The sequence below is a fragment of the Mesorhizobium sp. M6A.T.Ce.TU.016.01.1.1 genome (genome assembly GCF_003997065.1).
In the GTDB taxonomy this organism is placed as follows: Bacteria; Pseudomonadota; Alphaproteobacteria; order Rhizobiales; family Rhizobiaceae; genus Mesorhizobium; species Mesorhizobium mediterraneum.
In genome coordinates this window covers 128,701-151,221 of record NZ_RZTJ01000002.1, presented here as the reverse complement: position 1 = coordinate 151,221, position 22,521 = coordinate 128,701, and the positions used below count along the sequence as shown (strand labels likewise).

The 22,521-nt window shown below is 54.6% G+C and carries 21 protein-coding genes; 1 reads left to right on the top strand and 20 read right to left on the bottom strand.

The genetic code is table 11. The features are described 5' to 3' along the window. The first annotated feature begins 162 nt into the window (after positions 1–162). On the top strand, positions 163–1,665 hold the full coding sequence (locus EOC94_RS04100) for a glycosyltransferase family 39 protein (RefSeq protein WP_185928155.1): 1,503 nt from the start codon (positions 163–165) through the stop codon (positions 1,663–1,665). Between the two features lie 124 nt (positions 1,666–1,789). On the opposite strand, the gene EOC94_RS04095 is transcribed toward EOC94_RS04100, so the two are convergent. The 20 genes from EOC94_RS04095 to EOC94_RS04005 form a co-directional block, all read right to left on the bottom strand. Then, positions 1,790–2,593 (bottom strand): glycosyltransferase family 2 protein, encoded by an 804-nt coding sequence (locus EOC94_RS04095; RefSeq protein ID WP_127288711.1) that lies wholly within the window; start codon positions 2,591–2,593, stop codon positions 1,790–1,792. Positions 2,594–2,700: 107 nt separating this feature from the next. Beyond that, positions 2,701–4,206 carry an ABC transporter ATP-binding protein gene (locus EOC94_RS04090; protein WP_127288709.1) on the bottom strand — a complete coding sequence of 502 codons (1,506 nt, stop codon included), beginning with the start codon at positions 4,204–4,206 and terminating at the stop codon, positions 2,701–2,703. Further along, entirely contained in the window at positions 4,196–4,993 is a 798-nt protein-coding gene (locus tag EOC94_RS04085) for an ABC transporter permease (protein WP_127288707.1), read from the bottom strand. Before EOC94_RS04085 ends, EOC94_RS04090 begins: the two co-directional genes overlap by 11 nt. Positions 4,994–5,015: 22 nt before the next feature. Beyond that, positions 5,016–6,152 carry a class I SAM-dependent methyltransferase gene (locus tag EOC94_RS04080; RefSeq protein ID WP_127288705.1) on the bottom strand — a complete coding sequence of 379 codons (1,137 nt, stop codon included), beginning with the start codon at positions 6,150–6,152 and terminating at the stop codon, positions 5,016–5,018. 33 nt (positions 6,153–6,185) lie between these two features. Next, positions 6,186–7,130 carry an NAD-dependent epimerase/dehydratase family protein gene (locus tag EOC94_RS04075; protein ID WP_127288703.1) on the bottom strand — a complete coding sequence of 315 codons (945 nt, stop codon included), beginning with the start codon at positions 7,128–7,130 and terminating at the stop codon, positions 6,186–6,188. Beyond that, positions 7,127–8,344: a glycosyltransferase family 4 protein gene (locus EOC94_RS04070; RefSeq protein ID WP_126103176.1), complete on the bottom strand. Its 1,218-nt coding sequence runs from the start codon at positions 8,342–8,344 to the stop codon at positions 7,127–7,129. Before EOC94_RS04070 ends, EOC94_RS04075 begins: the two co-directional genes overlap by 4 nt. A 6-nt stretch (positions 8,345–8,350) precedes the next feature. Next, a complete protein-coding gene (locus tag EOC94_RS04065) occupies positions 8,351–9,325 on the bottom strand; it encodes a glycosyltransferase family 2 protein (RefSeq protein ID WP_126103177.1) in 975 nt (324 codons plus the stop codon). After that, positions 9,318–10,733: a sulfotransferase gene (locus tag EOC94_RS04060; protein ID WP_185928154.1), complete on the bottom strand. Its 1,416-nt coding sequence runs from the start codon at positions 10,731–10,733 to the stop codon at positions 9,318–9,320. The genes EOC94_RS04065 and EOC94_RS04060 overlap by 8 nt, the downstream gene beginning before the upstream one ends. Continuing rightward, positions 10,730–11,638 (bottom strand): dTDP-4-dehydrorhamnose reductase, encoded by a 909-nt coding sequence (gene rfbD, locus EOC94_RS04055; protein WP_127288699.1) that lies wholly within the window; start codon positions 11,636–11,638, stop codon positions 10,730–10,732. Before rfbD ends, EOC94_RS04060 begins: the two co-directional genes overlap by 4 nt. After that, positions 11,635–12,705, bottom strand: coding sequence for a dTDP-glucose 4,6-dehydratase (rfbB, locus tag EOC94_RS04050; protein WP_127288697.1), 1,071 nt, complete (start codon positions 12,703–12,705; stop codon positions 11,635–11,637). Before rfbB ends, rfbD begins: the two co-directional genes overlap by 4 nt. Positions 12,706–12,731: 26 nt before the next feature. Then, on the bottom strand, positions 12,732–13,286 hold the full coding sequence (gene rfbC / locus EOC94_RS04045; protein ID WP_127288695.1) for a dTDP-4-dehydrorhamnose 3,5-epimerase: 555 nt from the start codon (positions 13,284–13,286) through the stop codon (positions 12,732–12,734). Next, a complete protein-coding gene (rfbA, locus tag EOC94_RS04040; RefSeq protein ID WP_095486117.1) occupies positions 13,287–14,168 on the bottom strand; it encodes a glucose-1-phosphate thymidylyltransferase RfbA in 882 nt (293 codons plus the stop codon). 45 nt (positions 14,169–14,213) lie between these two features. Then, positions 14,214–15,602, bottom strand: coding sequence for an O-antigen ligase family protein (locus EOC94_RS04035; protein WP_127288693.1), 1,389 nt, complete (start codon positions 15,600–15,602; stop codon positions 14,214–14,216). After that, a complete protein-coding gene (locus EOC94_RS04030) occupies positions 15,599–16,858 on the bottom strand; it encodes a hypothetical protein (protein WP_164547022.1) in 1,260 nt (419 codons plus the stop codon). Before EOC94_RS04030 ends, EOC94_RS04035 begins: the two co-directional genes overlap by 4 nt. After that, entirely contained in the window at positions 16,746–19,127 is a 2,382-nt protein-coding gene (locus tag EOC94_RS04025) for a polysaccharide biosynthesis tyrosine autokinase (RefSeq protein ID WP_127288691.1), read from the bottom strand. Before EOC94_RS04025 ends, EOC94_RS04030 begins: the two co-directional genes overlap by 113 nt. Positions 19,128–19,183: 56 nt before the next feature. Next, positions 19,184–19,963 carry a polysaccharide biosynthesis/export family protein gene (locus EOC94_RS04020; protein WP_095486120.1) on the bottom strand — a complete coding sequence of 260 codons (780 nt, stop codon included), beginning with the start codon at positions 19,961–19,963 and terminating at the stop codon, positions 19,184–19,186. Continuing rightward, positions 19,963–20,772 (bottom strand): CpsB/CapC family capsule biosynthesis tyrosine phosphatase, encoded by an 810-nt coding sequence (locus EOC94_RS04015; protein ID WP_095486121.1) that lies wholly within the window; start codon positions 20,770–20,772, stop codon positions 19,963–19,965. The genes EOC94_RS04020 and EOC94_RS04015 overlap by 1 nt, the downstream gene beginning before the upstream one ends. Positions 20,773–20,880: 108 nt before the next feature. Beyond that, the gene (locus tag EOC94_RS33990; protein ID WP_164547023.1) at positions 20,881–21,039 is read right to left on the bottom strand and encodes a hypothetical protein; all 159 of its coding nucleotides are present in this window, start codon (positions 21,037–21,039) and stop codon (positions 20,881–20,883) included. A gap of 108 nt (positions 21,040–21,147) precedes the next feature. After that, positions 21,148–21,654: a hypothetical protein gene (locus EOC94_RS04010; protein WP_126103184.1), complete on the bottom strand. Its 507-nt coding sequence runs from the start codon at positions 21,652–21,654 to the stop codon at positions 21,148–21,150. Between the two features lie 372 nt (positions 21,655–22,026). Continuing rightward, positions 22,027–22,500, bottom strand: a complete 474-nt coding sequence (locus tag EOC94_RS04005; RefSeq protein ID WP_095486123.1) for a hypothetical protein — start codon at positions 22,498–22,500, stop codon at positions 22,027–22,029. Positions 22,501–22,521 lie beyond the last annotated feature (21 nt).

The following is a 22,521-nucleotide window of genomic DNA, read 5'->3' as shown; positions in this document are numbered from 1 at the left end:
ACTGCGGAGCCGCAGTCATCGCCAGCGATTTTTTTGAAGCCTAGTCTATGTGGCCGAGCGGGGCGGTATTGATAAGTCAACTCCGTGGTCTACAAACAGCATCGGGATTGGCCTGGTGGCCGGTTTATTCACAAAACCCGCACGATGCATCAGAGGTTGGGCATGGCATTCGTCGCGGCATGGCGACTCAAGGCGACGGGCTCATCGGGATGTTATGTCTCCTTTGAGCTTTTGTCCGCAACCTTAGCAGTTGCGGCAATCTCCGCATTGCTGGCTTTTCACAACATCGACTTTCCGTTCGGTGTCCATCCCGACGAAGCCATCAAAGTGGGATTTGCCTTTGGACAACCCGACAATTACCGCCATCCACCACTGCTGATCGTATTGGCGCGGTTTGCAGCATGGCTCGATGGTGCCGTGCATGACCGGGATTTTCGCTTGGCTGGCCGGACCGTCTGTGCATTTGCTTCCGTCGCGGCGAGCGTCCTCTTTTATCTCGTCTTGCGACGATATGCGGACAAGCTCAACGCTTTCCTGTGGGGTTGCGTTTTTGCGGCGTCACCGGCCATCACAATCCACGCGCACTACTTCAAAGAAGACGCAGTTCTTATTTTCGCGATCTGCATGGGATTGCACGCGCTTGTGCGACTGAGAGAGCGCACCGACAGCGTCGACCTTCTTTATTTCGGGTTCGCATTGGGGCTCGCAATCACGGCCAAGTATGTCGGAGTCGCCAACAGTTTGGTGCTGTTCGTTGTGGCGATCACATATTGCAAACTGGAGTGGAGACAAGCCGCGATCGTTGCCGCAGTCGGCGCACTGACCGTTCTGGCTGTCTATGCCGCGTCGCTTTTGACCGAAACCGGCAGCGGGCTTTCGACCATACTCCGAGGCTTCGTTATTGAACTAAACCATGTTGAAGAAGGGCACGATCTGAAAGAGTGGTTTTTCGAGGGCTACGGGCTGACTCACTTCCGTTATCACCTGATTCCCAGCCTCACGGTGCCGACGACCGTCATCTCATTGGGAGCAATCGCCATCGCTATTCTTGGCGATCGCAACAGGGCTGTCGCCGCTTTCGCGGGCGCGGCCATTGCGTGGCTTTTCATGCTCGAGCTCTCGCCGCTCAAGATCATAGGCTCCATGCGTTATGTTTTGCCCGTGGTAATCTATCTGCTTCTGGCGGCCGGCATTGCCTGCTCCAAAGCGATAGCGCCCAGGTCGCATTGGATGAGCGCCGGCCTGGGGCTTCTGGCCATGGCCGCCAGTTCTCATGCCAGCATCGAGTACACCGGATCTATGAGCAGGGAAAATGATACCCGCTTCGCAGCGATGCGTTTTCTCGAAACCCGGGGCATTACCCGTTTCTTTGCGGATTATTTAATGGGAGAGCCGGCACCCGAGACACGGGACTATCGAGATTTGTCGTCGGTCGACTATCTCGTATCGCAGAGATTTACACGGTATCTGCGCGGCGGAGATTTGAGCGAGCAACCCCAACTTACCTACGTGCTGGCCGGCATGTTTCGGTGTCTCGACGGCCATGTCGCGGCGCAGTTCTCAAGATTGTACGGCGACTACGCATACGTGGCACCCACCGTGAAGATTTATGATCTGCGGCAAGCGCGATTTTGTATCCCGGATCCTGCCGAACTTGGACCTTGATCAGCCTGGTTTGCACCGGTTCGCTACGAAGGGTCGAAGTGTGCCAAAGCATTAAACACGACAGCATTAATACAGAATGAGGACAGAAATCAATAAAATCGAGATGGTGTCACTTCTGCCGACATCACAAGATACTTGAAAATGAATCTTCAACAATTGTCCCATCTGATAAATACATGCTTAAATCGTTGTCATCCACGAAAAAAGATGTGTACTCGTTCTCAATAGCGCCGTCGTCCTTGAGCGCCAGCCAGCGACGGATATGCCAGGATGTATTAGGATGCGCGTCCCGCTCCTGCCGGAATCTTGCCCTTGCCTGTTCGAGCTTCGCCAGGAAATGATCATATGTGCGAACAGGGAAATGGCGAATCAGAGCGTTGTCAGAGACTGCACGTTCGCCAATTTCGTGTTCGATGCTGTGATTCCCACGAGCAATGGAACGCAGTCCCCGCAAAGGGAAGAGCATTTTTCCGGGCATCCTTCGAAGCATAATTGGCAATTGAGTTGGAAGTGGCCTAGCCACCCTGTGGCGTGCAGCAAGGAGCGGGTTCTTAGCAAATTCAGAAAGCTCAGCTTTCAGCGGCAACATATTGTGCCTTGGGCACATCAAAGGGCATTGCAGTTCATCTGCAATTTCCTTGAAGGTTGATCCTAATCCTGAAATGAACTCGTCGGCATCCAGACTTATCGCAAGATCTATCCCTCTTTGAGATAGGCATTCCGCCAAACGTCCCGCCCATACATCCTGCCTATAGTCGGTGTTCTCCTCGGAGAGAATCGTCATTGGAATATCTTTTGAAAGGTCCTCAATTATATCCCGAGTTCCATCGGTGGATAGATTGTCGGTTATCCCAAAGTAATCAAATCCCTGACTTGCATGAAATCTCAAATTCTTTTCAATGACGTCGGCCTCGTCCCGCACGATCATTATCAAACCTAGAGTTCTCACTATTCTATTTTCTCGATTTGATTCTATCAAAATGACTTCGATCGCGGGAAAGCGCCAAATCAATCAAAAGACGTCCCGGCATTTTTCTAAGCTCTTTCGGCAACATCATCTTCAGACGAAATCGTGAGCATGGGCTCCAGGTTGAGATAGCCTATTGCAAGCAGATCTGGCTCAGGCGAAACGCGAAAAAGCTCGGCGTCCACAACCCTATGCATCGTGTAGGTTTCACCTGCAACTGTGCCGGTTACCTCGCAATTTGCGACATAGGTTCCCGGGAGAAATCTACAGTCAAATTCGAACCGTACGTGGCGCGTTGTCGTCTTCGATACCGACCTCAACTGCGATCCGGGTGTACGATTGCTATTGGCGCCGCCAAGGCCAACACCATTGAGCAACTTGATGAACATTCCAAACCCAACATTGTTGGCTTCTGCCGAGAAATCTACAAAGTATTCAAATACATAGCGTTTTCCAAGCTGTAGAGTATTCACACGCTCTCCAGCGAATGTGAGAATCCGGATATCACGGATACGGGCACCTCGTTCTTCCAGATGAATAACTGACTGCGACACAAGCGCCGGATCGAAGTGCTCTGCATATTTGACCATCTGAACTTGATCTTGAATTCGAGGCAGCGAAGGTCCAGCCTCTTGGCCAGAGTTTGGCAACGAATCCGTGGTTATCTCGTCCCCATCGGCAGCCGGGGTTGTTTGTTGAACCAATATCCCCGTTTGAGTGGGATTCAGATCTGGCATTCCTACAATGGCCGCGCGGACCTCGCCGGCCGCCTGGGTACTCGCATTCACCAGTCGCTGGTATTGGTTGACCACCGCCTTCGGGGCCCCTTCGAATATCTTCTCGCCGACATCAATTAGCATGGCTCGCGTGCACAATTGAACGATCGTCGATGCGCCGTGGCTGACGAACAGGATGGTGCCTCCCCTGTCCTTGATCTGCTCGATGCGGGTGAAGCATTTGCGCTGGAACGCCTCGTCGCCCACGGCAAGCGCTTCGTCCACCACCAGAATATCCGGGTCGACATTGATCGCGGTGGCAAAAGCTAGCCGCACATACATGCCAGAAGAATAGGTCCTCACCGGCTGATCGATGAAGGGGCCGATGTCGGCGAAGCGTGCAATGTCGTCGAAGCGCCACTCCATCTCCTTGTGGGGCACGCCAAGGATGGAAGCATTGAGGAAGACGTTCTCGCGACCAGTGAACTCCGGATTAAAGCCGGCGCCAAGTTCGAGCAGTGCGGCGACGCGGCCGTTGACCTCGACTGAACCGCTGGTCGGCTGCAGCGTGCCGCAGATGATCTGCAACAGGGTCGACTTGCCGGAGCCGTTGCGACCGATGATACCGACTGTCTCGCCGCGGCCGACCTCGAATGAAATGCCAGACAGAGCGGCGAAGTCGCGGTAGTAGCGGCGCGGCGGGCGACCCATCAAGCGTTCAAGCCGCGGCACGACCATCTGCTTGAAACGATCTTCGGGCCGCTCGAACATCACATAGTGCTTCGACACATCGCGCACGCGAATGGCAATGTCCGTGCCGCGGCCGCCAGCCTCGATGCCAGACCCATCAGAGGACATCGGCAAAGCCCCTGCGGGTCTTCTGGAAAAATTGATAGCCGAGAAAGGCCACCACAATCGCCACGAGCGAGTAATAGCCAAGCGCTGTCCAGTCGGGCTGCACGCCGAAGATAACCACGTTGCGAAAACTCTCGACCGGGATCGCGAGTGGGTTGAGCGAAAGCCAGGGTTGTAGCCAGGTCGGCAACGACGTCCTCTGGAAGAACACCGGCGACAGGAACAATGTCGCCGTCACCAACGGCGCCACAATCTGGTTCATGTCGCGAAAATAAACGCCGATCGATGCCAACATCCAGGCGATACCGAGCACGAGAACAATCAGTGGCGCGAACACCACCGGCGCCAGAACCGCCGTCAGCGGGACGCGGCCAAAGACCGTATAGGCGAAAACGAGTAATACCAGAAGGCTGACGGCCGCGTGAAACAGGGCCGCCCCCGCCGAAACCACCGGCAGTATCTGGATTGGAAACACGATCTTCTTGACATAGTTGGCGTTGGCCACGACCAGCCCGGGCGCCAGTGAGATCACCTCCGCAAAAAACTGAAAAACGATCAGTCCGCAGAATAGTATGACCGCAAACTCGCCGGTCGAATGCGTGGCGCTCTGCTGGTCGGGGCTTGTCCAGCGCGATTTCATCACCACACCGAAAACAAAGGTGTAGACTGCCAACATGAACAGCGGATTGAGCAACGACCACAACAACCCGAGCGCAGAGCCGCGGTAACGGCCGGAGATCTCGCGACGGATGAGGGAGATCGCTAAAGGAAAGAAAAAAGACTCGAACATCGATATCAGCTTTTCGATTTATTTACTCTTTTTGGAAAACTGAAGTAGTACCCCAAGCTATGTGAAAAGCCTTTTCGGGATCAAGCCTTAGCATTTCATGCGGTTCGTCTTTCATATGCTTTTCAGCAAGCGCAAACAAATCCTTCACCGGCATTTCCAGGAAATCATAACGACACTCCTCTGCTAGCCCTGAAAGATAAATACCGGCTATCTGCTGAAGAGATAGAATCGGATGATTCGACTTCTCCAATACTTGCTCTTTCAACGTCAAATCTTCGAAAAGTTTTACGACACCAGATCTCGTTGCATTGAAATAATGTGAAGGATAACCGTGCTCCGCCTGAAGGAACGGTATCATGACGAATACCCTTCCATTGGGCTTCAAGACGCGTACTAACTCCTTTGCGCAAAGAAATGGATCATCCACATGCTCAAGAACCGCTAACGAAAGTATCCCATCAAAACTATTATCCTTGAAAGGCAGCGACTGGCCAATTGTAAGGATATCAGTGCTAGGATAGTCGTAAATCTCGGCATTTATAACGCTAGGCAGCGGACGTTTTCTTAGGCCGGCACCAGCGTCCAAAAAGATACTGTCTTGCGGAAATTCGTTCAAAAACTTGTAAATCGTCGGCCCATAAAAATGCGACGACACCGCATCGCGCTTCTCCTCAAGGACAGGAGACACTGCCCAACTGTCGGGGAGCGCCGATGGGGCAAAGCAACGACTGTCTCTTCTAACCCCATCCTTAAGGAGGGACGCAAGCCTTGCTTTTTTTGTCGCTTTCGCAGCATGGCAAGAGACAGCAAGCGCTACGGCCTCGTCGGTCACCTCCAAGGTTAACTCTGCCACCTGCACGTTACTTGATACGAAAGCGATGCTCAGAGAACGGCTTACAAGTTGCACTCCGCATAAATCAAGATACACAGTGAACCCGACCGCCGCATTCTGATCGAGATCCGGGCGCGGATAAAAGGAGACTCTCAGAGCTCCAGCAGGAATTCTAGAATCTGCTCCGGACAACCTGATGACAATTGTCTCGTTGGCCGCAATTGCAATCCATCCGTTGATCGAATTAATGGGGTGCCTAAGCACGCGATCCGGCGGATCATCAACTTCGATTCTTGCTCTGCTTTGAAAATCGAGCTTGTTTTTCATCGCCTCACTCCACGGCACCTTTGGGCAAGTCGATCACCCATTGATCGATAAATGCGGAGCGCTCCCGGCATCCGAGATCAATGCAGATGCATGAGAAAACTCCGATTCGATGGACGAACGGATATCGAAATTGGGCGTCCATGCCAAGTGCCTACGCGCTTTTTCAATCTCCAACTTTACGTCTTTTACCAGAAAACTCTTTTCCTTCACGTATGTTTTCTTTATTTCGACTCCCGCAACAGAAGAGCACATCTCAACAATTTCATTTACACTATAAACCTTACCCATTCCGACATTATATATTTGATTCCTTGCAACTTCCGCGTTCAGGGTGCGCGTTATAACTTCACAGAGATCCCTGACATCGATGTAGTCGCGCAAACTGCTTCCATCGCCCCAAATTTCCAACTCACGATTTGATACCGCGGCACTAAGCGCACGCGCGACAAGCCCTTGGCCCTTTTCAGATGACTGGTAGCGCCCTACAGGGTTAGACGCCCTGATAATTGTATAAGTCCATCGGCCTTCAACCGACATTGTTCGAATCATCTCCTCCACCATCAACTTGCCACATCCATACGGGCTTATTGGGTTGGTAGGATGATCCTCAGAAATGATCGGCGAAAGGGGTGGCCCATAGACCGCCCCACCTGACGATAGATAGATGACGTGCTGAATGCCCGACGATCGTGCCGCTTGGAAAAACGTAGAGTAAGGAACAACGTTCCTTTTTACTTCTGAAGCGATGTCATTGGCAAACGTGCTCGGCACGGAAGCGCTGACAAGAAGGATTGCCGAGGTCAGATCCTTCAAATGGCCGCTATACGTTTCGGGGTTCTCAAAATCTATTATCGTAGTTTCCACACCCAGATCAGAGACTTCCCGCCTGGAAAAGACGCGAAACTCCATTCCTCTGGCGTTCAGATGGTCAATCAAATTACGGCCAATAAAGCCAGTTCCTCCGAATATCCCAATCATGCTATCTCTTCCAAGAAGACGGAAACCTTCTCTGCTTCCGCCTTCCAGTTACTGCTTTTGGACCGCTCCAGGGCCAAAGCCGCGCGTCCGGCCATTTCTTCAGGGTTTTTGAGCGCAGCGACAAGCGTTTCGGCGATCGAATCTACGTCCAATTCGCAATAGAAAGCCTCCTCTTCTGGCAGCAGCCAGGTAGCGTTTGGGCCTCGGTTAATTACAAGTGGACAACCGCACGCAGCCATCTCCAGGGGGAGCAGCGATAAATTTGTGGACGACAGGATCAAGCCAATATCGCATTGCGAATAAAGATCGGGGAGATTCGGCACCGCCACAGTCCCAGCATTCAGGTGATGGAAGGGAATTTCATATCCGCCGACATCCCACCCCGCGAAAATAACGGCCGTATCTGGCATCTGGTCGCAAACTCTCTTCAACGCCAAAAGCCCTAGTTCAAAGCATCGCCGAGGCGTCACCGGTCTAGCGTAGAAAAAAATGTGCTTTGTTTTCGACGGGCGCCTTTCATGAGGCCGATATAGATCCAGATCGCAAGCAAAATTAAAATATATCGTGTGCATACCGTATTCATGGCGTAGCTTATCCGCCAACCATTTACCCGCCGTAATACCTATCAAGCCAAGTCTGTAAGTATTTTCAGCGAGTATATATTCAGTCCCGTGCGCATAGAATGCAGGCTCAAAATCCTGAACAAAATACAGCCTTTTCGCAGTGTCCCTATACTTTGCAACCCAATAAGCAGTCTGCCAGCCGGTAGCAACAAGATATTGGCATGGCTCAATGGAGCGCGCGCCCAATGAAACCATAATGCCATTGTCACCGAAGGCTGCGTTCAACGCCGCCTGCGCCTCTGCCGCCGAGCCCCATCGATGAGGTTCCACGACAACAAGACGCTGTTCAGGGAATCCTAAGTCTTTCAGAAGAGCCATGAACCGTAGAATATTTATATGGCCCCCAGACGAAGCGTTGAAATCCGGGACCAACCAGGTCATTGAGCCTACAGGCACGTTCTCTGGGGAGATTTTGAGTCCAAGACCCTGTTCTTCGCCCAATAAGGCTTCATAGTGGTGGAACACGTCAATCTTGCCTTGTAGGGCAATCGGGATGCCCTTCGCTGCACGAGTTAAGGCCTTTCGAGTTGCCGCCCTAATTCCGTCGCGTGCCGCAACGGTCCGAAATCGCCTGAAATTATCCAACAACATATGGCATCAGCGTCCCATCAACTGCCTGTCTCGAGAGAATTTCGTTTCATTTCGTTTTACGAACGATATATCTGCGGTACCAAGATAATAGCCAACCTGGCGAGCGATATTGTCAAATGGCCGCCCAACAGTAGCCCAAAAGTTAGAAAGAAACCAACGATTGACCACCGCTAATTTGAGATCCCTCGCAGTAGTTCTAATAATTTGTCGTAACATTTCTCTTTTTGAAGGAGACAGTCGATAGCCGAACAACTCATACAAGGCCTTTGACTCATCATAACTTCGCATTAATCTAGTCCAAAACGAATAATCATGCGAATGATATACTATAGAATCCCACGAAAAAGCCTTTCGGTATCCCGCCTCGACGATCGTCTTCGCCCACAACTGATCCTCTGCAAAAGATACGTCGGGATATGGATGCCTCATCCATACGGATTTTCGAAGACACGACGAGTTGTCGGAATAGAAATGAAAAGCCTGCCGCAAGCCTTGATTTTTCGTATACTCTCGCGCGTCAGATATCCAAACGACTGGCCACTGCCTCAAGCCCGCAAAATGCATTTCTAGTTCCCATGCTGTAAATGGCGAGGCATTCTCATGAGCAATATGCCTCCCAAATACCGCAGCAATACGGGGGTCTTCGCGCAGCGGCCGTACAAGCTCCCGGAGCCACTGGGAACTGGCTGGCACCGCGTCGTGCGTCAGGAATACACACAACTCTCCGTGCGAGACTTCTACGCCGAAATTTCTTGTCCGTCCGTGGCCAAACGAAGCGGAAGGAATTTTGATAAGCCGAAACCTTTTGTCATCGAGAGGAACGGCATCCAGCGATCCGTCTGTTGACCCAGAATCAATAACAATTACTTCAAACTCGAAATCCGCATCCTGACATTTAATCATCTTATACACTTCCGCAATATGCGGAAGGCCGTTCTTAACGGGGATGATGATAGATACCAGATACTCCTCTCTAAGCATCGTCTGGCCTTCGAGCGCTGGCCTTCAAGAGATACTTTAAATATCTAGCCGGATAAGTTACTTTCCATGAATAACTACTTTTTATTTCAAAAATAGCCGTCTTCATTGCATCCAATTCTTCGGTCAAGCATTGAACCTGCGTTTCCGCGTCAGTGGCACGTTGTGCTTCGCGGTCGGTCTGCGCCACCAAATCGGCTTCGCGAGCTGCAATTTCCACTCCTCGCTTGTGCTGTTCCGCTGCCAGCTCTTCGGCTAGGCGTCGAAGGGTCTCCTGCTGGTGCGTCAGTCGACTGATGTCTGCCGCTCGCTCGTCGGCTAGACGTAGAACGTCGTTCAATCTTTGCGTCAGCTGAGCTTCTCGCGCGGCGGCTTCAAGGCGGCTAGCTTCTAGCTCCACCGCTCGCTCATCGGTTGCGTGGCGCTGCTGCGCTAGTTGCTCAGCCGCGGCCTTTTCGCGTGCATCCATCTCAGGGAAGACGGCTTCGCCGAAGACCCCGCTCGCGCCATCGAAGGCACCTCGAATCGTGTCGAGCTGCTCCATGGCGATGGCATCTGCGGGATCCTTCTCAAGGGCTTTTAGCGCCCCATACGCCCCTTTAACCCAGTCGGCGATGCGTGGATCGGCGTCGAGCAGATCCACGCTTGCAAAATGATGCTGAAGATCGGTCGAGAGATGCGTCATTTCGGCCGTCGGTTGCGGCCACTCGATCCGCAGAGTTCCCGCAATTTTTTCGATGTCAGCCCGCCAATCGTCGAGCATAGCTTCATATGAAACGAACACACGTGGCCGGCCCCTTGTCGCGCGCTCGGCCTCCAGTTCGTGCCGTAGCCACAATAGCGCGCTGAAACCACATGTGAATCCGTCGCGTTTTTCGAGTGAAGCAATGACAGCCAGCGGGTTGCGCCCGATCAGCACGTAGCACGCATCAAGGCGCATGCGCTTCAGAATGTCTGCGTAAAGCGGCACGAAACGCGAGATGCGCGGCTCCTTGAGAACAAAAAGCGGCGCAGTACCATATTCCTCGTCTATCAGCCTGGCGATCTCGGCTTTATAGAAGCGCAGCCGTGCCGTACCGAGATCAGCCGGATCGAAGGACCGCCAGTCATCCCACCGGCTGCCGGCCTCGGCGAGCATCAGGTCATGAAGTTCCATCAGCCGCACGGGCTCCCAATGGCCCGTTTCGTTGGTCGGGTTGGCACCGAGCGTATTCTTCGGCAGATCCGCGCCAAGCAGGCTGATTGCCCGCGTCAGAGCACTCGTGCCTGACCTGTGCATGCCGAGCACCACGATGCAGGTGCGCCTGGCAGCAGCCGGTTTTGCCTTGCGTGTCTTTGGCGTCTCTTCGCTGGCAGCCTGCGGATCAGGCGCCGCATCGTGCAGATTTTCCGGAGACGGCTGCTTGTTCATGCTGTCAGTGCCTGTCTCGTCTCTCCGATCAAGAGACGACGGACCACCTCTTTCGTCGACTCTCGCCATTCCCGTGCCGTCCATCCGAACGCGGACGTGAATTTCGTCGTCGCCAAGCGAGAATTGGCCGGACGCTGCGCCTTGGTCGGATAATCCACGGTGGCGATATCCCGCACCCGCGCATAGGGGCCACCAAACGCCTGGCTTGTGTCCAGGATATGACGGGCAAAGCCACTCCAGTTGGTCTCACCGGTTCCCGAGAGGTGATAGACGCCGAAGGAAGCAAAATCCTTGTTGCTCTGCAGCATCGCCGCGACATGCAGGATCGCATCGGCAATATCAAGCGCCGACGTGGGATTTCCCCACTGGTCGGCCACCACTGCAATCTCGTCGCGATCCGCTGCCAGCTTCAGCATCGTCTTGACAAAATTCCTGCCAAACGGGCTGTAGACCCATGCCGTGCGCAGGATGAGATGGCGCGGATTGGCCTTGGCGACCGCGTGCTCGCCGGCGAGCTTCGAGGCGCCGTAGACGCTGCGCGGAGCGGCCTCGTCATCTTCCGCATAAGCCCCCTCGCCGCTCCCGTCGAATACATAATCGGTCGACAGATGGATCACCGGTGCACCGATCCGTGCTGCGGCCGCAGCGACATGGCCGGCGCCGATGCCGTTAACGGCGAAGGCAAGGTCCGGTTCGTCCTCAGCCTGGTCGACGGCGGTGTAAGCTGCGGCGGACACGACCAGGTCGGGTCGGGTAGCCACAACCGCCCGTTCGATCGTCTCCGGCTTCGCCAGATCGAGTTCAGGCCTGCCGAGGGTGAAGACCTCGACGTCCGGGTGCGTGCGCGCACGCTCGACAAGGCTGCTGACGACCTGGCCCTCGCGTCCGGTGACGGCAAGCCTCACGCAGCACCCTTTCGCGCTTCGCCCAACCGCTCGCCGGCGTACTGCTCGCGGCGGATCGGACCCCACCACCACTCGTTCTGAAGATACCAGTCGACCGTCCTGGCGAGGCCGCTGTCGAAGGTCTCGCGCGGCGTCCAGCCGAGATCGCGCTCGATCTTCGAAGCGTCGATTGCGTAGCGCCGGTCATGACCCGGGCGGTCGGCAACGAAGGTGATGAGATCGCGATAGCGGCGGCCGGCAGAACGCGGCCGCCTGCTGTCGAGGACGTCGCAGATCGCCTCGACCACCGCCAGATTGGTACGTTCCGAGCCGCCGCCGATATTGTAGCTCTCGCCAACCGCCCCCTGGGTCGCGACCATCGCCAAGGCGCGCGCATGGTCCTCGACGAAAAGCCAGTCGCGCACGTTCGCGCCGGCGCCATAGACCGGCAACGGTTTTTCGTCGAGCGCGTTCAATATGACGAGCGGGATCAGCTTTTCGGGGAAATGGAACGGACCGTAATTGTTCGAACAGTTCGACAGGACGACCGGTAGGCCGTAGGTGTCATGCCATGCACGCACCAAATGGTCGGATGCGGCCTTCGACGCCGAATAGGGCGAAGACGGTGCATAGGGCGTCTGTTCGGTGAAGACGCCGCTGTCGAAGGGCAGATCGCCGAACACCTCGTCGGTCGAAACATGATGGAAACGAAAACGGTTTTTCTTCTCGTCGGGAAGTCTGCGCCAATATTCCAGGGCCGAATTGAGCATTCGGTAGGTTCCCACGATGTTGGTCTCGATGAACGCGCCCGGCCCGTCGATCGACCGGTCGACATGGCTTTCGGCGGCAAGATGCATGATGACGTCGATGTCGTCGCGGTGCAGCACTTCCAGAATCGTCCTGTCGTCACAGATATCGGCGTGCACGAATCTGTAGTTGTGCGCGTTTTCGATCGGCCGCAACGAGGCGAGGTTTCCCGCATAGGTGAGCTTGTCGATGTTGGTCACCCGGTAGGCCGGATTGCCGCACAAATGCCGGCACACCGCCGAGCCGATGAAGCCGGCACCTCCAGTCACCAGAAAATTCATGCCGCTCTCCTCACGTAAAACACCTTTCACGCGAACACCTCGGCGGCGGCGAGCGTCGGCGCCTTGAGGTCCTTGTCCGAAAGCTGAAATCCGCCTGATATCGACGGCCATTCGATGCCGATGGCGGGATCGTCGAAACGGATCGATCGGTCATGCTCCGGCGAATAGGTGTCGGTGACCTTATACAGCACCTCGGTGTCCGGCACGAGCGTGACGAAACCGTGCGCAAAGCCTTGCGGCACCAAAATTTGATTGCCTTTTTCGGCGGAGATATCGAGGGCCACCCATTTTCCGAATGTCTTCGAACTGCGGCGAATATCGACCGCAACGTCAAGAATCCTGCCGCGGATAACGCGCAGCAGCTTGTCCTGGGCACGCGGGGGAAGCTGATAGTGAAGCCCCCTCAACACACCCGCGGCAGCGGAATAGGAGTGGTTGTCCTGCACGAAACGCAGATCGATACCGGCGTCTGAAAACCGCCCGGCGTTGTAGGTCTCGACAAAGAACCCCCGCGTGTCGCCGAACCGCTTCGGGATGATCTCCAGCACGCCGTCGAGGCCGAGGGGCCTGATCTCCAACACCTAGTTCTCCGTCAACTCGATGACGCGCTTGCGCAAATAGGCGGCATATTCATTCTTTCCCAGGCGCGTGGCGCGCTGCAGAACCTTGTCCGCCGTCAGCCAGCCCTGCTCGAAGGCGATTTCTTCTGGGCAGGCAACCTTGATACCTTGACGATGCTCGATCGTGCGCACGAAGGAAGAGGCTTCATGCAAGCTGTCATGCGTGCCGGTATCGAGCCAGGCGTAGCCGCGGCCAAGCTGATGAACCTGCAATTGCCCACGCTCAAGGTAGACGTTGTTGACCGCCGTGATCTCGAGCTCGCCACGCGCCGAAGGCCGGATCGTCGGGGCTATATTCACGACATCATTGTCGTAAAAATAGAGGCCGGTGATGGCCCAATTCGACTTCGGCACTTGCGGTTTTTCCTCGATCGTCAAAGCGGAGCCGCTGACCTTGTCGAACGAAACCACGCCATAGCGTTGCGGGTCCTCGACATGGTAGGCGAACACCGAGGCGCCGCTTTTGCGCGAAGCTGCCGTGCGGCAGAGCTGCGACAGCCCTTCGCCGAAATAGATGTTATCGCCGAGGATCATCGAGACGCTGTCATTGCCGATGAAGTCACGGCCAATGATGAAGGCTTCAGCGAGGCCGTTGGGATGCGGCTGCTCAGCATAGGACAGATCAAGCCCGAACTCTGAGCCGTCGCCGAGCAGATCCCGAAAAACCGGCAGGTCGCGCGGGGTCGAGATGACCAGAACCTCGCGGATTCCCGCCAGCATCAGGACGCTCAGCGGATAGTAGATCATCGGCTTGTCGTATATCGGCAAGATTTGCTTAGAGACCGCCAGTGTCAGCGGATAGAGCCGGGTTCCGCTGCCCCCAGCCAAGATAATGCCTTTCAACAAGCTCTCCTAAAAACCGCCTTCGCGCTCCCCAGCCGACGCAACTTATTCGTGTTTGTGTCTCGCGCGTTCGTGCTTATGTTTCGCGCGGCGGCTTGTCAATCTTGGCTTGCGTTGGGACGAAGTTTCGATCGGGACGAACAATTTGTCTCCGTTGTGGTCGATCTCGATCAATTCGTTCTTCTGGGCCAAACGGTCCGCAAATCCTTTGTGGAAGATGATGGCATTCATAAAGGCAAACGTCATTGCAAGCGCTTCGGTCCGCAACGGATAATCAACCAGTGAATGGATGAGAAGAAAGGACACGGAGAGAAACGCCGCCTTTTGAAGAGGATCGCGGCGAATTCTAGTAAACGCTATCAGAAGAATTACTAAATAAAGCACCATCAGCAGAATAGCAAGAACTCCGCCTTCGAAAGCTATTTCAAGATACTCGTTGTGGGCATGATTTACGAACTGTTTGAAAATCATCCCTTCCTTTTCATATATCTGATAGGCCTTTTGAAAATTACCAAATCCGACGCCGGTTGCCCAATTCTCTTTGATTCCCTCAATGGTGGTCCGAGCAAACTCTCCTCGCCCGAAATCCGGATCAACTGCCTCGGCATCGATCTTTGTCCACGCGCCCATGGTGTAGACCGAAAGCGCAATGAAAATCAGCAGGATGCCGAATCCACTCGCCTTGGAACGCGCTGAAAGAAAGACGATGGACAGTACGGTGATCGCCAGTCCAATCAGAACACCGGCGCGCGAACCGGCGGCCAAAAGAAGCAGCAAAAGCGTGACCAGCCCGAGCGATCCGGACAAAAGATGTCCGCGGAACAGACCATAATAAACGACGAAGGGGATAGAAACAAAAAGTAATGCCGCAAAATGATTCTCGTTGGCAAAAAGCCCGGCGTTGATCGTGAAAGGCAACAATCCCTCTATGGCGATGTCGTCGGAGAGCGAATATTGAATCGCGCCTGCCAAGCCGTTACAGATAACACCCATAAAAAAGAACGGCAGAAGCCCGTGCACCTGCTCGACGCGCAAACGCAATACGCTCAAAAAAAATGCCGCCGCCGCCACCAGATACAACAGACATTCAATCGTCCGTCCAACTCCGACGCTGACGAAGCGAAAACGAGTTTCTCCAACCAGCCCGGAATCTGCGAGCAACAGCTCTGGTCGCAATCCACTGAAAATCGCCGCAGGCAGCGGGACAATTTGCAAAATCACCAACGCCACAGCGAAGATAAGCAGCCACAGAACAGAATGGGGGACCCTCTGGCCAGAGGTCTGTGAAAAGACAGCCGCCGCCGAGACAATTGCCGCGATCTCAATCAGCGTGTCCGTATAGAGGCCGTTTGCAGTGCCACCGCCGAACAAAAGCGATATAAACAGAACCGATCCGAGGAGATATTTATCCCATTCCGATGGCCGGTCGCTCAAGATGAAAGTCTCTCGATGCTCAATTTGTGCATTATCAACGTACCGACATATCGAAAGCGCCAGCTCTCGGCGATGGCGGCAGTTTCCAGCTTCAACAATTGCATGGGGCACCCAGCCGGTCCAACCGAAAAATCCTGACTGAGCGCTTGGCGGTTGTATGTACCCTCCGGAATATTGAGACGCGCTATTTCGCCGGTCGGCCCCACACATCTGATCGACCAGAACAACTCCTTTGGCAGCTTCAAGTTTCTCGCAGACGCAGCGAGAGAAATTTTATAGGAGCCTGGAGGCAGTTCTATATATTGCTGAAGAGCTGTGTTCTTGACGGGCGTGTTTAGGAAGCGGACCGTCGCTCCACCCTCACCTTCGACCGCATCTTGAGATGATAGAAACGTAACTTCCAGGCCCGACTGATTGCCGACCTGCCAGTCAAAAGGCTTACCGCTGGACACAGGCTCAAATGTGCTGTTGAAAATGTACCCGCCCAGCTTTCGTTCTTGATCGGACAGGCTGAAAAGAAACAACCGATACGCTTGTTCATATTCTTTCTGTCGAATATGGCCGGAGATCACATAGGACAATTCGCTTGAGTTTGGTGGCACGCTTGACCCAATCAAATCGAGCAGCAGCCGATTTGCGAAATCGAGCCCGTCGGGCGTTTTGCCCAGCTCGACCAACAGCTTGGCTCTCCAGGGCGGCGCGGCCCTGATGGCCGCCAGTACAGCCTGGTATCCATCGGGGTTCGAGAGGATTGTCGGCAGCCCCTCGGCGATCGCCGGAAATTGATCTGGCCATCGCCGCAGCAAAATATCGATCTCGCCAACAGCCTTTGACAGATCGCCTGTTTCGATCGAGCGGCCGATCGACCTCTGGAGCGCGTGGATTTCAGTCTTGGATAAATTTCGAGCCTGATCGAAAAATTCATAGGCTTGGACTTTGTCACCTTGTCGGTACTTGATCTCGCCGATCAGGCTGTAGAGACGTGCGTCCGCAAGGTCAAAGCGAAGCGCGCTTTCGGCCTTGGCAAGCAATGCGTCGAGATCGGGAGCGGTGCTTGTATCGTTCAGGTCGTTGGTAATTTCGCCTATCAGGGCATTGACGTTCAGCGGATCCAGCGCAAGGGAAACGGTTGGCGTTTCGGTTTCAAGAAATCGACTTAGCCCGATCGACGAAGCCGCCAACACCAGAACGGATGCGACGAACCAAACGCCTGAACGCCGGAGATTTTGCATAAGCGGGCTGGTCTGCTCCGTCATCGACTTTGCCCTCAATTTTCGGGGTACCCGTGCCGTAGTCGTAATACTGATAGTTCATATACTTGTAGCCGTAGTTGTAATCGAACTTGTTCACTGCAAACTTCGACATCGCCGCTCCGACCACGTTCGCGCCGGCAGCTCGCAGGCGTTTCAACGCCGTCTTCGCCGACTTGCGCGTCACCTGATTGGTAGAGATGACCATCAATGTGCCCTCGGCAAGCCGGCTGAGGATGGGCGCATCTGAAAGGCCGACGACCGGTGGGGCATCGATTATGACAAGATCGAAGCGCTTGCCGAGATTCGTGATGATCAGTGCCATCTTCGGTGAAGAAAGCAGGTCAGCGGGGTTCGGCGGGATCGTTCCAGAGGTCAGAACGGTCACATTAGGATATTTCGTCGCCCTGAAAATGCTTGCCAGATCTTCCTTGCGGACGGTGTTCGTCAGGAGGTTGCTCAGTCCGATTGTGTTGTCGAGACCAAACAGCCGATGAAGATTGGGCTTTCGAAGATCGCCGTCGACAATGAGAACCCTTGCACCGAGCGCCGCAAAATCCTGCCCGAGCTTGAACGAGGTGGTCGACTTGCCTTCCGAGGGTTCCGAACTCGTGACCAGCAGCGATCGCGGCGCACCTTCGGCGCCGGAGAACTGCAACGACGTTCGAAGCGAACGGTAGGCTTCGGATAGTCCGGATTTCTGATCGGCGATGCTGGCTATGAGTTCCCGGTCATCGACAAGCGGCAAGATGCCGAGCATCGCCAATCCCAATTCCTTTTCGACCTGCTCAGGATTGGTGAAGGTGTTGTTCAACAACTCGATAATATAGATAATTGACGCGCTCAGAGCCATGAAAAGAAACAGAGCGATTGCAAGACTAATTGTCAATCGTGGAGAATAAGGGCTGCCAGGCTGTGCTGCGAAATCCACGATTGCGGCACTTTGTGACTTGAGCTCTGAGCTGACGCCAACCTCGTTCAGCTTGGTAATAAGGCTGTCATACTGAGACCTATTGGAATCAACCTCGCGCTTCAGGATCGTGTATTTGATATTTTTGTCGTTGAAGATAACCTGCTGCATCTCCATCTCGGCGAGCTTTGACTTGAGGTCGGCTTCCTTGTTCTGAGCTTCCTGGTATTTCTGTCGCAGCGAATCGGTTATAGTCAAAACGCCATTGTTATAAAGCCGTTGCAGCTCCTTGATCTGCGACTGAAGCTGCTGCATTTCCGGAAAACCGGGTTTCAATATGCCCAATTTTTGTTGATACTGGCTGGTCAAATCGGCCAGTTTATCGCTGAGCTTCTGCAGACCTTCGCTTTCCAAGACCGGGCCAAGGCTCGCGCCGCGACCTTTGTCGATTTGTTCCACCACCCGGCCGGCATCGAGACGTTCCTGGATTGCTGTCGCGAGCGCCGTGTTCAAAGCCTCGATGTTCGATCCAATCAGCGACTTTTCGTCGCCGGTTATGGTGATGCCTACATCCTTTGCGTAAGCGACGAGTTCCTCCTCCGACTTCTGCAGCTTTTGCTTGACCTGCAAAACCTGTTCCTGAATGAATTGCCGTGCCAGGTCTGAGGTTTCGCTCGTCTGATCGAGGCGCTGGTCGATAAAACTCTGCGCAACCTGATTGGCTATATCACTTGCATATTTCGGTTTCTGGTCGGCAAACGTAATCGACAGCAGGCTGGTGTTGGGGACCAAATTGACTGTGAGGTCACCTCGAACGCGACCGATTGCAATCTGCTCACGTTCCTCCGGGGTTGTCTCTTCAATGGAAGGCGATTTGGAAATTCCGAACGCACGATAGAAAATATTGCTAAGCGAGAAGTTCGGGGTCGGAAACAGGAAATCCGGCTTTTCGCTAAGCCCTAGTTGGAAAACCACGCGCCGCGCCAAAGCCCGGCTTTTCAGCTTTTCCCGGGCGGTTTCAAAGACCAGATAGGCGTCGCTGGCTTCAGAAACCACTTCAATGTCCTTGAAGACCTTGGCCGAAGGAACCAGCACTTCCAATTGTGCTGTTGCCCGATATTTTGGCGTCTGCATCATGGTAACGATGACGCCGGCGACAAGCCCGCCGGCTACCATCATGACGATCAGCCACCGATACTGGACAACGTAAAAAAGCAGCTTGAGCGGATTGAAGCCCTCGTCCTGCTCCGAGTAATCGCGGCCGTAGGGGCTATAGTTGTGCGCGCCGTCATAATACAGGTCGGCGGACAGGGCTTGGCCGTGTCCTGGGCCTGCAATTTGATGCTGTCTGTTACGATCGAGCATGGTGCGACATGATCCTGGGGTTTGTCTGTGTTCCGAAAATTCCGACCAGCTGCAATTTATAGTCCCGGGACCACCGCAAGTCTCGCTGCGCTTGATGCAACTCCGAGAGCGTCTTTGAGATTGTTCATCGCAATTTTCGATTTCGAGGCGAAGACGACAACCTTGTCACCACCGTAGATGCGTGGATTGCGGCTCTTGCCAGCACGAATCTCCTCCACATTGTAATTTGCGACCAACGTGTTTGGGCCAATAGTGCGGTAGACAAAGACCTTTTTTGCATCTCCAACATTATTAAACCCTCCGGCAAGGGCGATCGCATCGATGAGAGAAGAATTGCTCGATACCGGAAAGATACCGGCCCTGGCAACTTCGCCGTCGACGGTAATGCGCTGTCCGATCGATTCCTTGACGAAAACCGACACATCGGGCGACTGCAGATAGTTGGCGCCGTATGCCGTTTCGATTTCCTGCTCCAACTGACGGACGGTCTTTCCCGCCGCGGCGACGGTGCCGATAAGTGGAAGCGAAATTTGCCCGCCGGCGTCGACTTGAACGGTTCTGTTCAGATTGTCGACCTGGAACACATTCACCTCGAGCACGTCGTTCGGAGACAAAGGCTGCTCGCTGCCGTTCTGGGTGTTTTGCGGCGCAGGCAGGTCCTTTACGACCTGCAGGGCACCGCCGCCCGAAAGCGGCGCAGAGGTTGAAGTCAATTGCAGCGCATCGACCGAAGCCGGTGTCGTTGACGAGGTGCTTGTGCAGGCAGACATCGTGAGCGAAGCGAGCAAGACACACATCGTGCCCATACAGCCTTTTGCGAAATGAAAAACGCCCATCACGCCGTCCCACCCTTCAACAAGCGACCCAATCCCGCAAAGCGACCGACGTTGCCGGGGCTTGGTTTTTTTGCGTGTGCCTTTCCGACCGGCTCGAGGTGCCGATTCGCCAATATTTCGCCTGGACGTTTGAACACCATATTGCGGGCCTCATCTTCCCCACATCGCTTCGCGGCAGCAGCGACTGCCTGCGAGAGCCCAGGACGCCGGCGAGTGGCGCCATGAGTGTCGGATGCGATAATATCTACCCTGCCTTCGTCAATCAGCTTTTCCGAATAGTAAAGTGCCGTGCGCCCAAAAGCACCAACAATCGAGTCTGCCGTAAGCTGAACAAGGCAGCCCATTGCATTCAACCTCTCGACAACGTCGTAATTTGCCTTGATCCAGGTCAGCCGCTCAGGATGGGTAAGAATCGGGACGAACCCGGCATTCACGAGACGTAGAGCAAGATCTTCCAGCCTTGGCGGTAAAACGTGATGCGGCGGTTCGAATAGAAAATAGCGAGACCTGTTTAACGTCGGCACATCGCCGAGAGCCAATTGCTCCGGAAGATCGGGCGCTACATGAACGTCGGCGCCGACATAAAGAGCGAGCGGTATTTCGGCCCGGCGCAGCGCCTGCTCCAGCCCTTGAACAGCTCGGGCAATATTTGCTGATCCGTTTTCATACATGCCTGGCACGATATGAGGCGTGCACGCCATATGGGTCGTTCCGTCTGCCACGGCCAGCCGCGCCATTTCCAGCGATTCAGCAAGACTGCGCGAGCCGTCATCAAGACCGGGCAAGATATGGGAATGCAGGTCGATCATTGACGTTTGTGGCCGCACTGAAGCAACGTGACATTTTCTCCCGGATAATAGGCAAATGCGCCACCCGCACGATAGCGAATGACGCATTTATCAAATTCATGCAATGCTTTAGCTGCCAGATTCAAGCCATTCGCCGACGGCGCTGCCGTCATCGTGCAAGCGAATGATCAGCGTTGCCGCGCCACCTGTCACGGTGCGAGTTCGCCCAAGACGAACCGCACCCAGCTCCAACTCAAGCAATAGAGCGGTATGGTTGACGAGTTTCATCAATACCCCGGCTCCAGCCGGCGCGCTAAGCCCAAGGCACAGAGGGCACCGGCGACACAATCGCAGCAGAGGCCGTCACATGCCTTTGCTGCGATTGTCCTGTTGCGCCTAACGGCTCACGCCGTCGTCGTCATCCTGCGTTGCGGCCAGAATACCGGCGGCGGCAGCCATACCACCGAAAATGAATAGCGGAGTGTTGGACCGGTTGCCGCCCGGGGGAATCTGACCCGTATACTCAGAGCTAACGGCGGCAGCCGTCTGCTCGGAGCCCACAACTTTCAGGCAGATATTGTTCTCGACACGAGAAATGTCGAGGCTTGAATTAGCCGGCACATCCAGATTGCAGCCACCGACCTTGACGGAAGCCGATCCCCTGGCTCCGACCACTACGCGGCTGCCGAAATCCAGCGCATTTCCCGCTTTGGCCGGGCCATAGCCGGCGGCTTGCGAAACCATTACGTCACCATTGGCGTGCCCGATGGAACCAATCGAATTCGCCGCTCCCTGGTAAGGGGTCGTACAGGTGCATGGCGTGTCCTGAGCGAAAGACGAAACCGAGCCGAAGCCGATTGAGGCGACAAATCCGGCCAACGCAATTTTTACAGTAAGGTTCATTCGTTTCGATCCTTTTTTCCCGCCGTACCTCGTCCCGCCCAAGTACCAAGGTATTGAACAAGCGCGTAACAGCTTTTTGCTTTGATTCCAACCTGCTTCGCAGGTGCGAGATGACTTTTTGGTTCCGCTGTGTTTCATCGGACACACTCACGTGGCAGATTTGAATTTAGCATTCTAGCGCCGGCCCATCTGGAAATTGTCGGAAAGTCAGGTCTATTTCTTGGGCCCTGATGACCGCCAATCGCGCCGTGCTTCGTACAGGGATTATGAGTCGACTCTGTTTGACTTGGGGGCGTCATCGCACATCCTGCCTTTCGTTTTATGACAGTCGCGATCCATGGGAATGCGAGGGGCAGTTAGGGAACCCGTGAGCTACGAACCCGACAAGCAAGATTTGTAGATCGGACCTGCCTGCGCAGGCTGACCGCACAAGATGCCGTTCTCGGCAAGCTTCGCCGCCAAATCCGTGCCATCGGACGTGAGGCATTGCACAACGATGGCATCACCAAACTTTGAGGCGACATTGCCGTCGCAAGGCGTCCCCGTGCCGACCGGTTTGCAGGTCAGGGCGAGCCCTTGGTAATCCCGGCGCGCCGCCTCCGTTACCATCGCACGCATAGATCGCGGCTTGGTAAACGCCACGCCGCACAACACAATCTTGCGGCCACCGACGCGAAGATCATCGACCGCCTGGATGGAAAGCTTGCCATCAAACGGCTCAAGCGCCGCTTGCGGCCTAGGGGGTTGCGAACGAACAGGCGTCCCTTTTTTCACGATGATGGCAAAGAAGCCAATCGCAAACGCCAAGGCAACGAGTGCCAGCAAGCCTATTTTCTTGAACGACAAAAATTCTCACTCCCGCCGTGG

Coding starts and splice junctions, on each gene's coding strand:
- EOC94_RS04100 (WP_185928155.1), top strand. CDS start 163: ATGGCATTCGTCGCGGCATGGCGACTCAAGGCGACGGGCTCATCGGGA.
- EOC94_RS04095 (WP_127288711.1), bottom strand. CDS start 2,593: ATGATCGTGCGGGACGAGGCCGACGTCATTGAAAAGAATTTGAGATTT.
- EOC94_RS04090 (WP_127288709.1), bottom strand. CDS start 4,206: ATGTCCTCTGATGGGTCTGGCATCGAGGCTGGCGGCCGCGGCACGGAC.
- EOC94_RS04085 (WP_127288707.1), bottom strand. CDS start 4,993: ATGTTCGAGTCTTTTTTCTTTCCTTTAGCGATCTCCCTCATCCGTCGC.
- EOC94_RS04080 (WP_127288705.1), bottom strand. CDS start 6,152: ATGAAAAACAAGCTCGATTTTCAAAGCAGAGCAAGAATCGAAGTTGAT.
- EOC94_RS04075 (WP_127288703.1), bottom strand. CDS start 7,130: ATGATTGGGATATTCGGAGGAACTGGCTTTATTGGCCGTAATTTGATT.
- EOC94_RS04070 (WP_126103176.1), bottom strand. CDS start 8,344: ATGTTGTTGGATAATTTCAGGCGATTTCGGACCGTTGCGGCACGCGAC.
- EOC94_RS04065 (WP_126103177.1), bottom strand. CDS start 9,325: ATGCTTAGAGAGGAGTATCTGGTATCTATCATCATCCCCGTTAAGAAC.
- EOC94_RS04060 (WP_185928154.1), bottom strand. CDS start 10,733: ATGAACAAGCAGCCGTCTCCGGAAAATCTGCACGATGCGGCGCCTGAT.
- rfbB (WP_127288697.1), bottom strand. CDS start 12,705: ATGAATTTTCTGGTGACTGGAGGTGCCGGCTTCATCGGCTCGGCGGTG.
- EOC94_RS04030 (WP_164547022.1), bottom strand. CDS start 16,858: ATGACGGAGCAGACCAGCCCGCTTATGCAAAATCTCCGGCGTTCAGGC.
- EOC94_RS04025 (WP_127288691.1), bottom strand. CDS start 19,127: ATGCTCGATCGTAACAGACAGCATCAAATTGCAGGCCCAGGACACGGC.
- EOC94_RS04020 (WP_095486120.1), bottom strand. CDS start 19,963: ATGGGCGTTTTTCATTTCGCAAAAGGCTGTATGGGCACGATGTGTGTC.
- EOC94_RS04015 (WP_095486121.1), bottom strand. CDS start 20,772: ATGATCGACCTGCATTCCCATATCTTGCCCGGTCTTGATGACGGCTCG.
- EOC94_RS33990 (WP_164547023.1), bottom strand. CDS start 21,039: ATGAAACTCGTCAACCATACCGCTCTATTGCTTGAGTTGGAGCTGGGT.
- EOC94_RS04010 (WP_126103184.1), bottom strand. CDS start 21,654: ATGAACCTTACTGTAAAAATTGCGTTGGCCGGATTTGTCGCCTCAATC.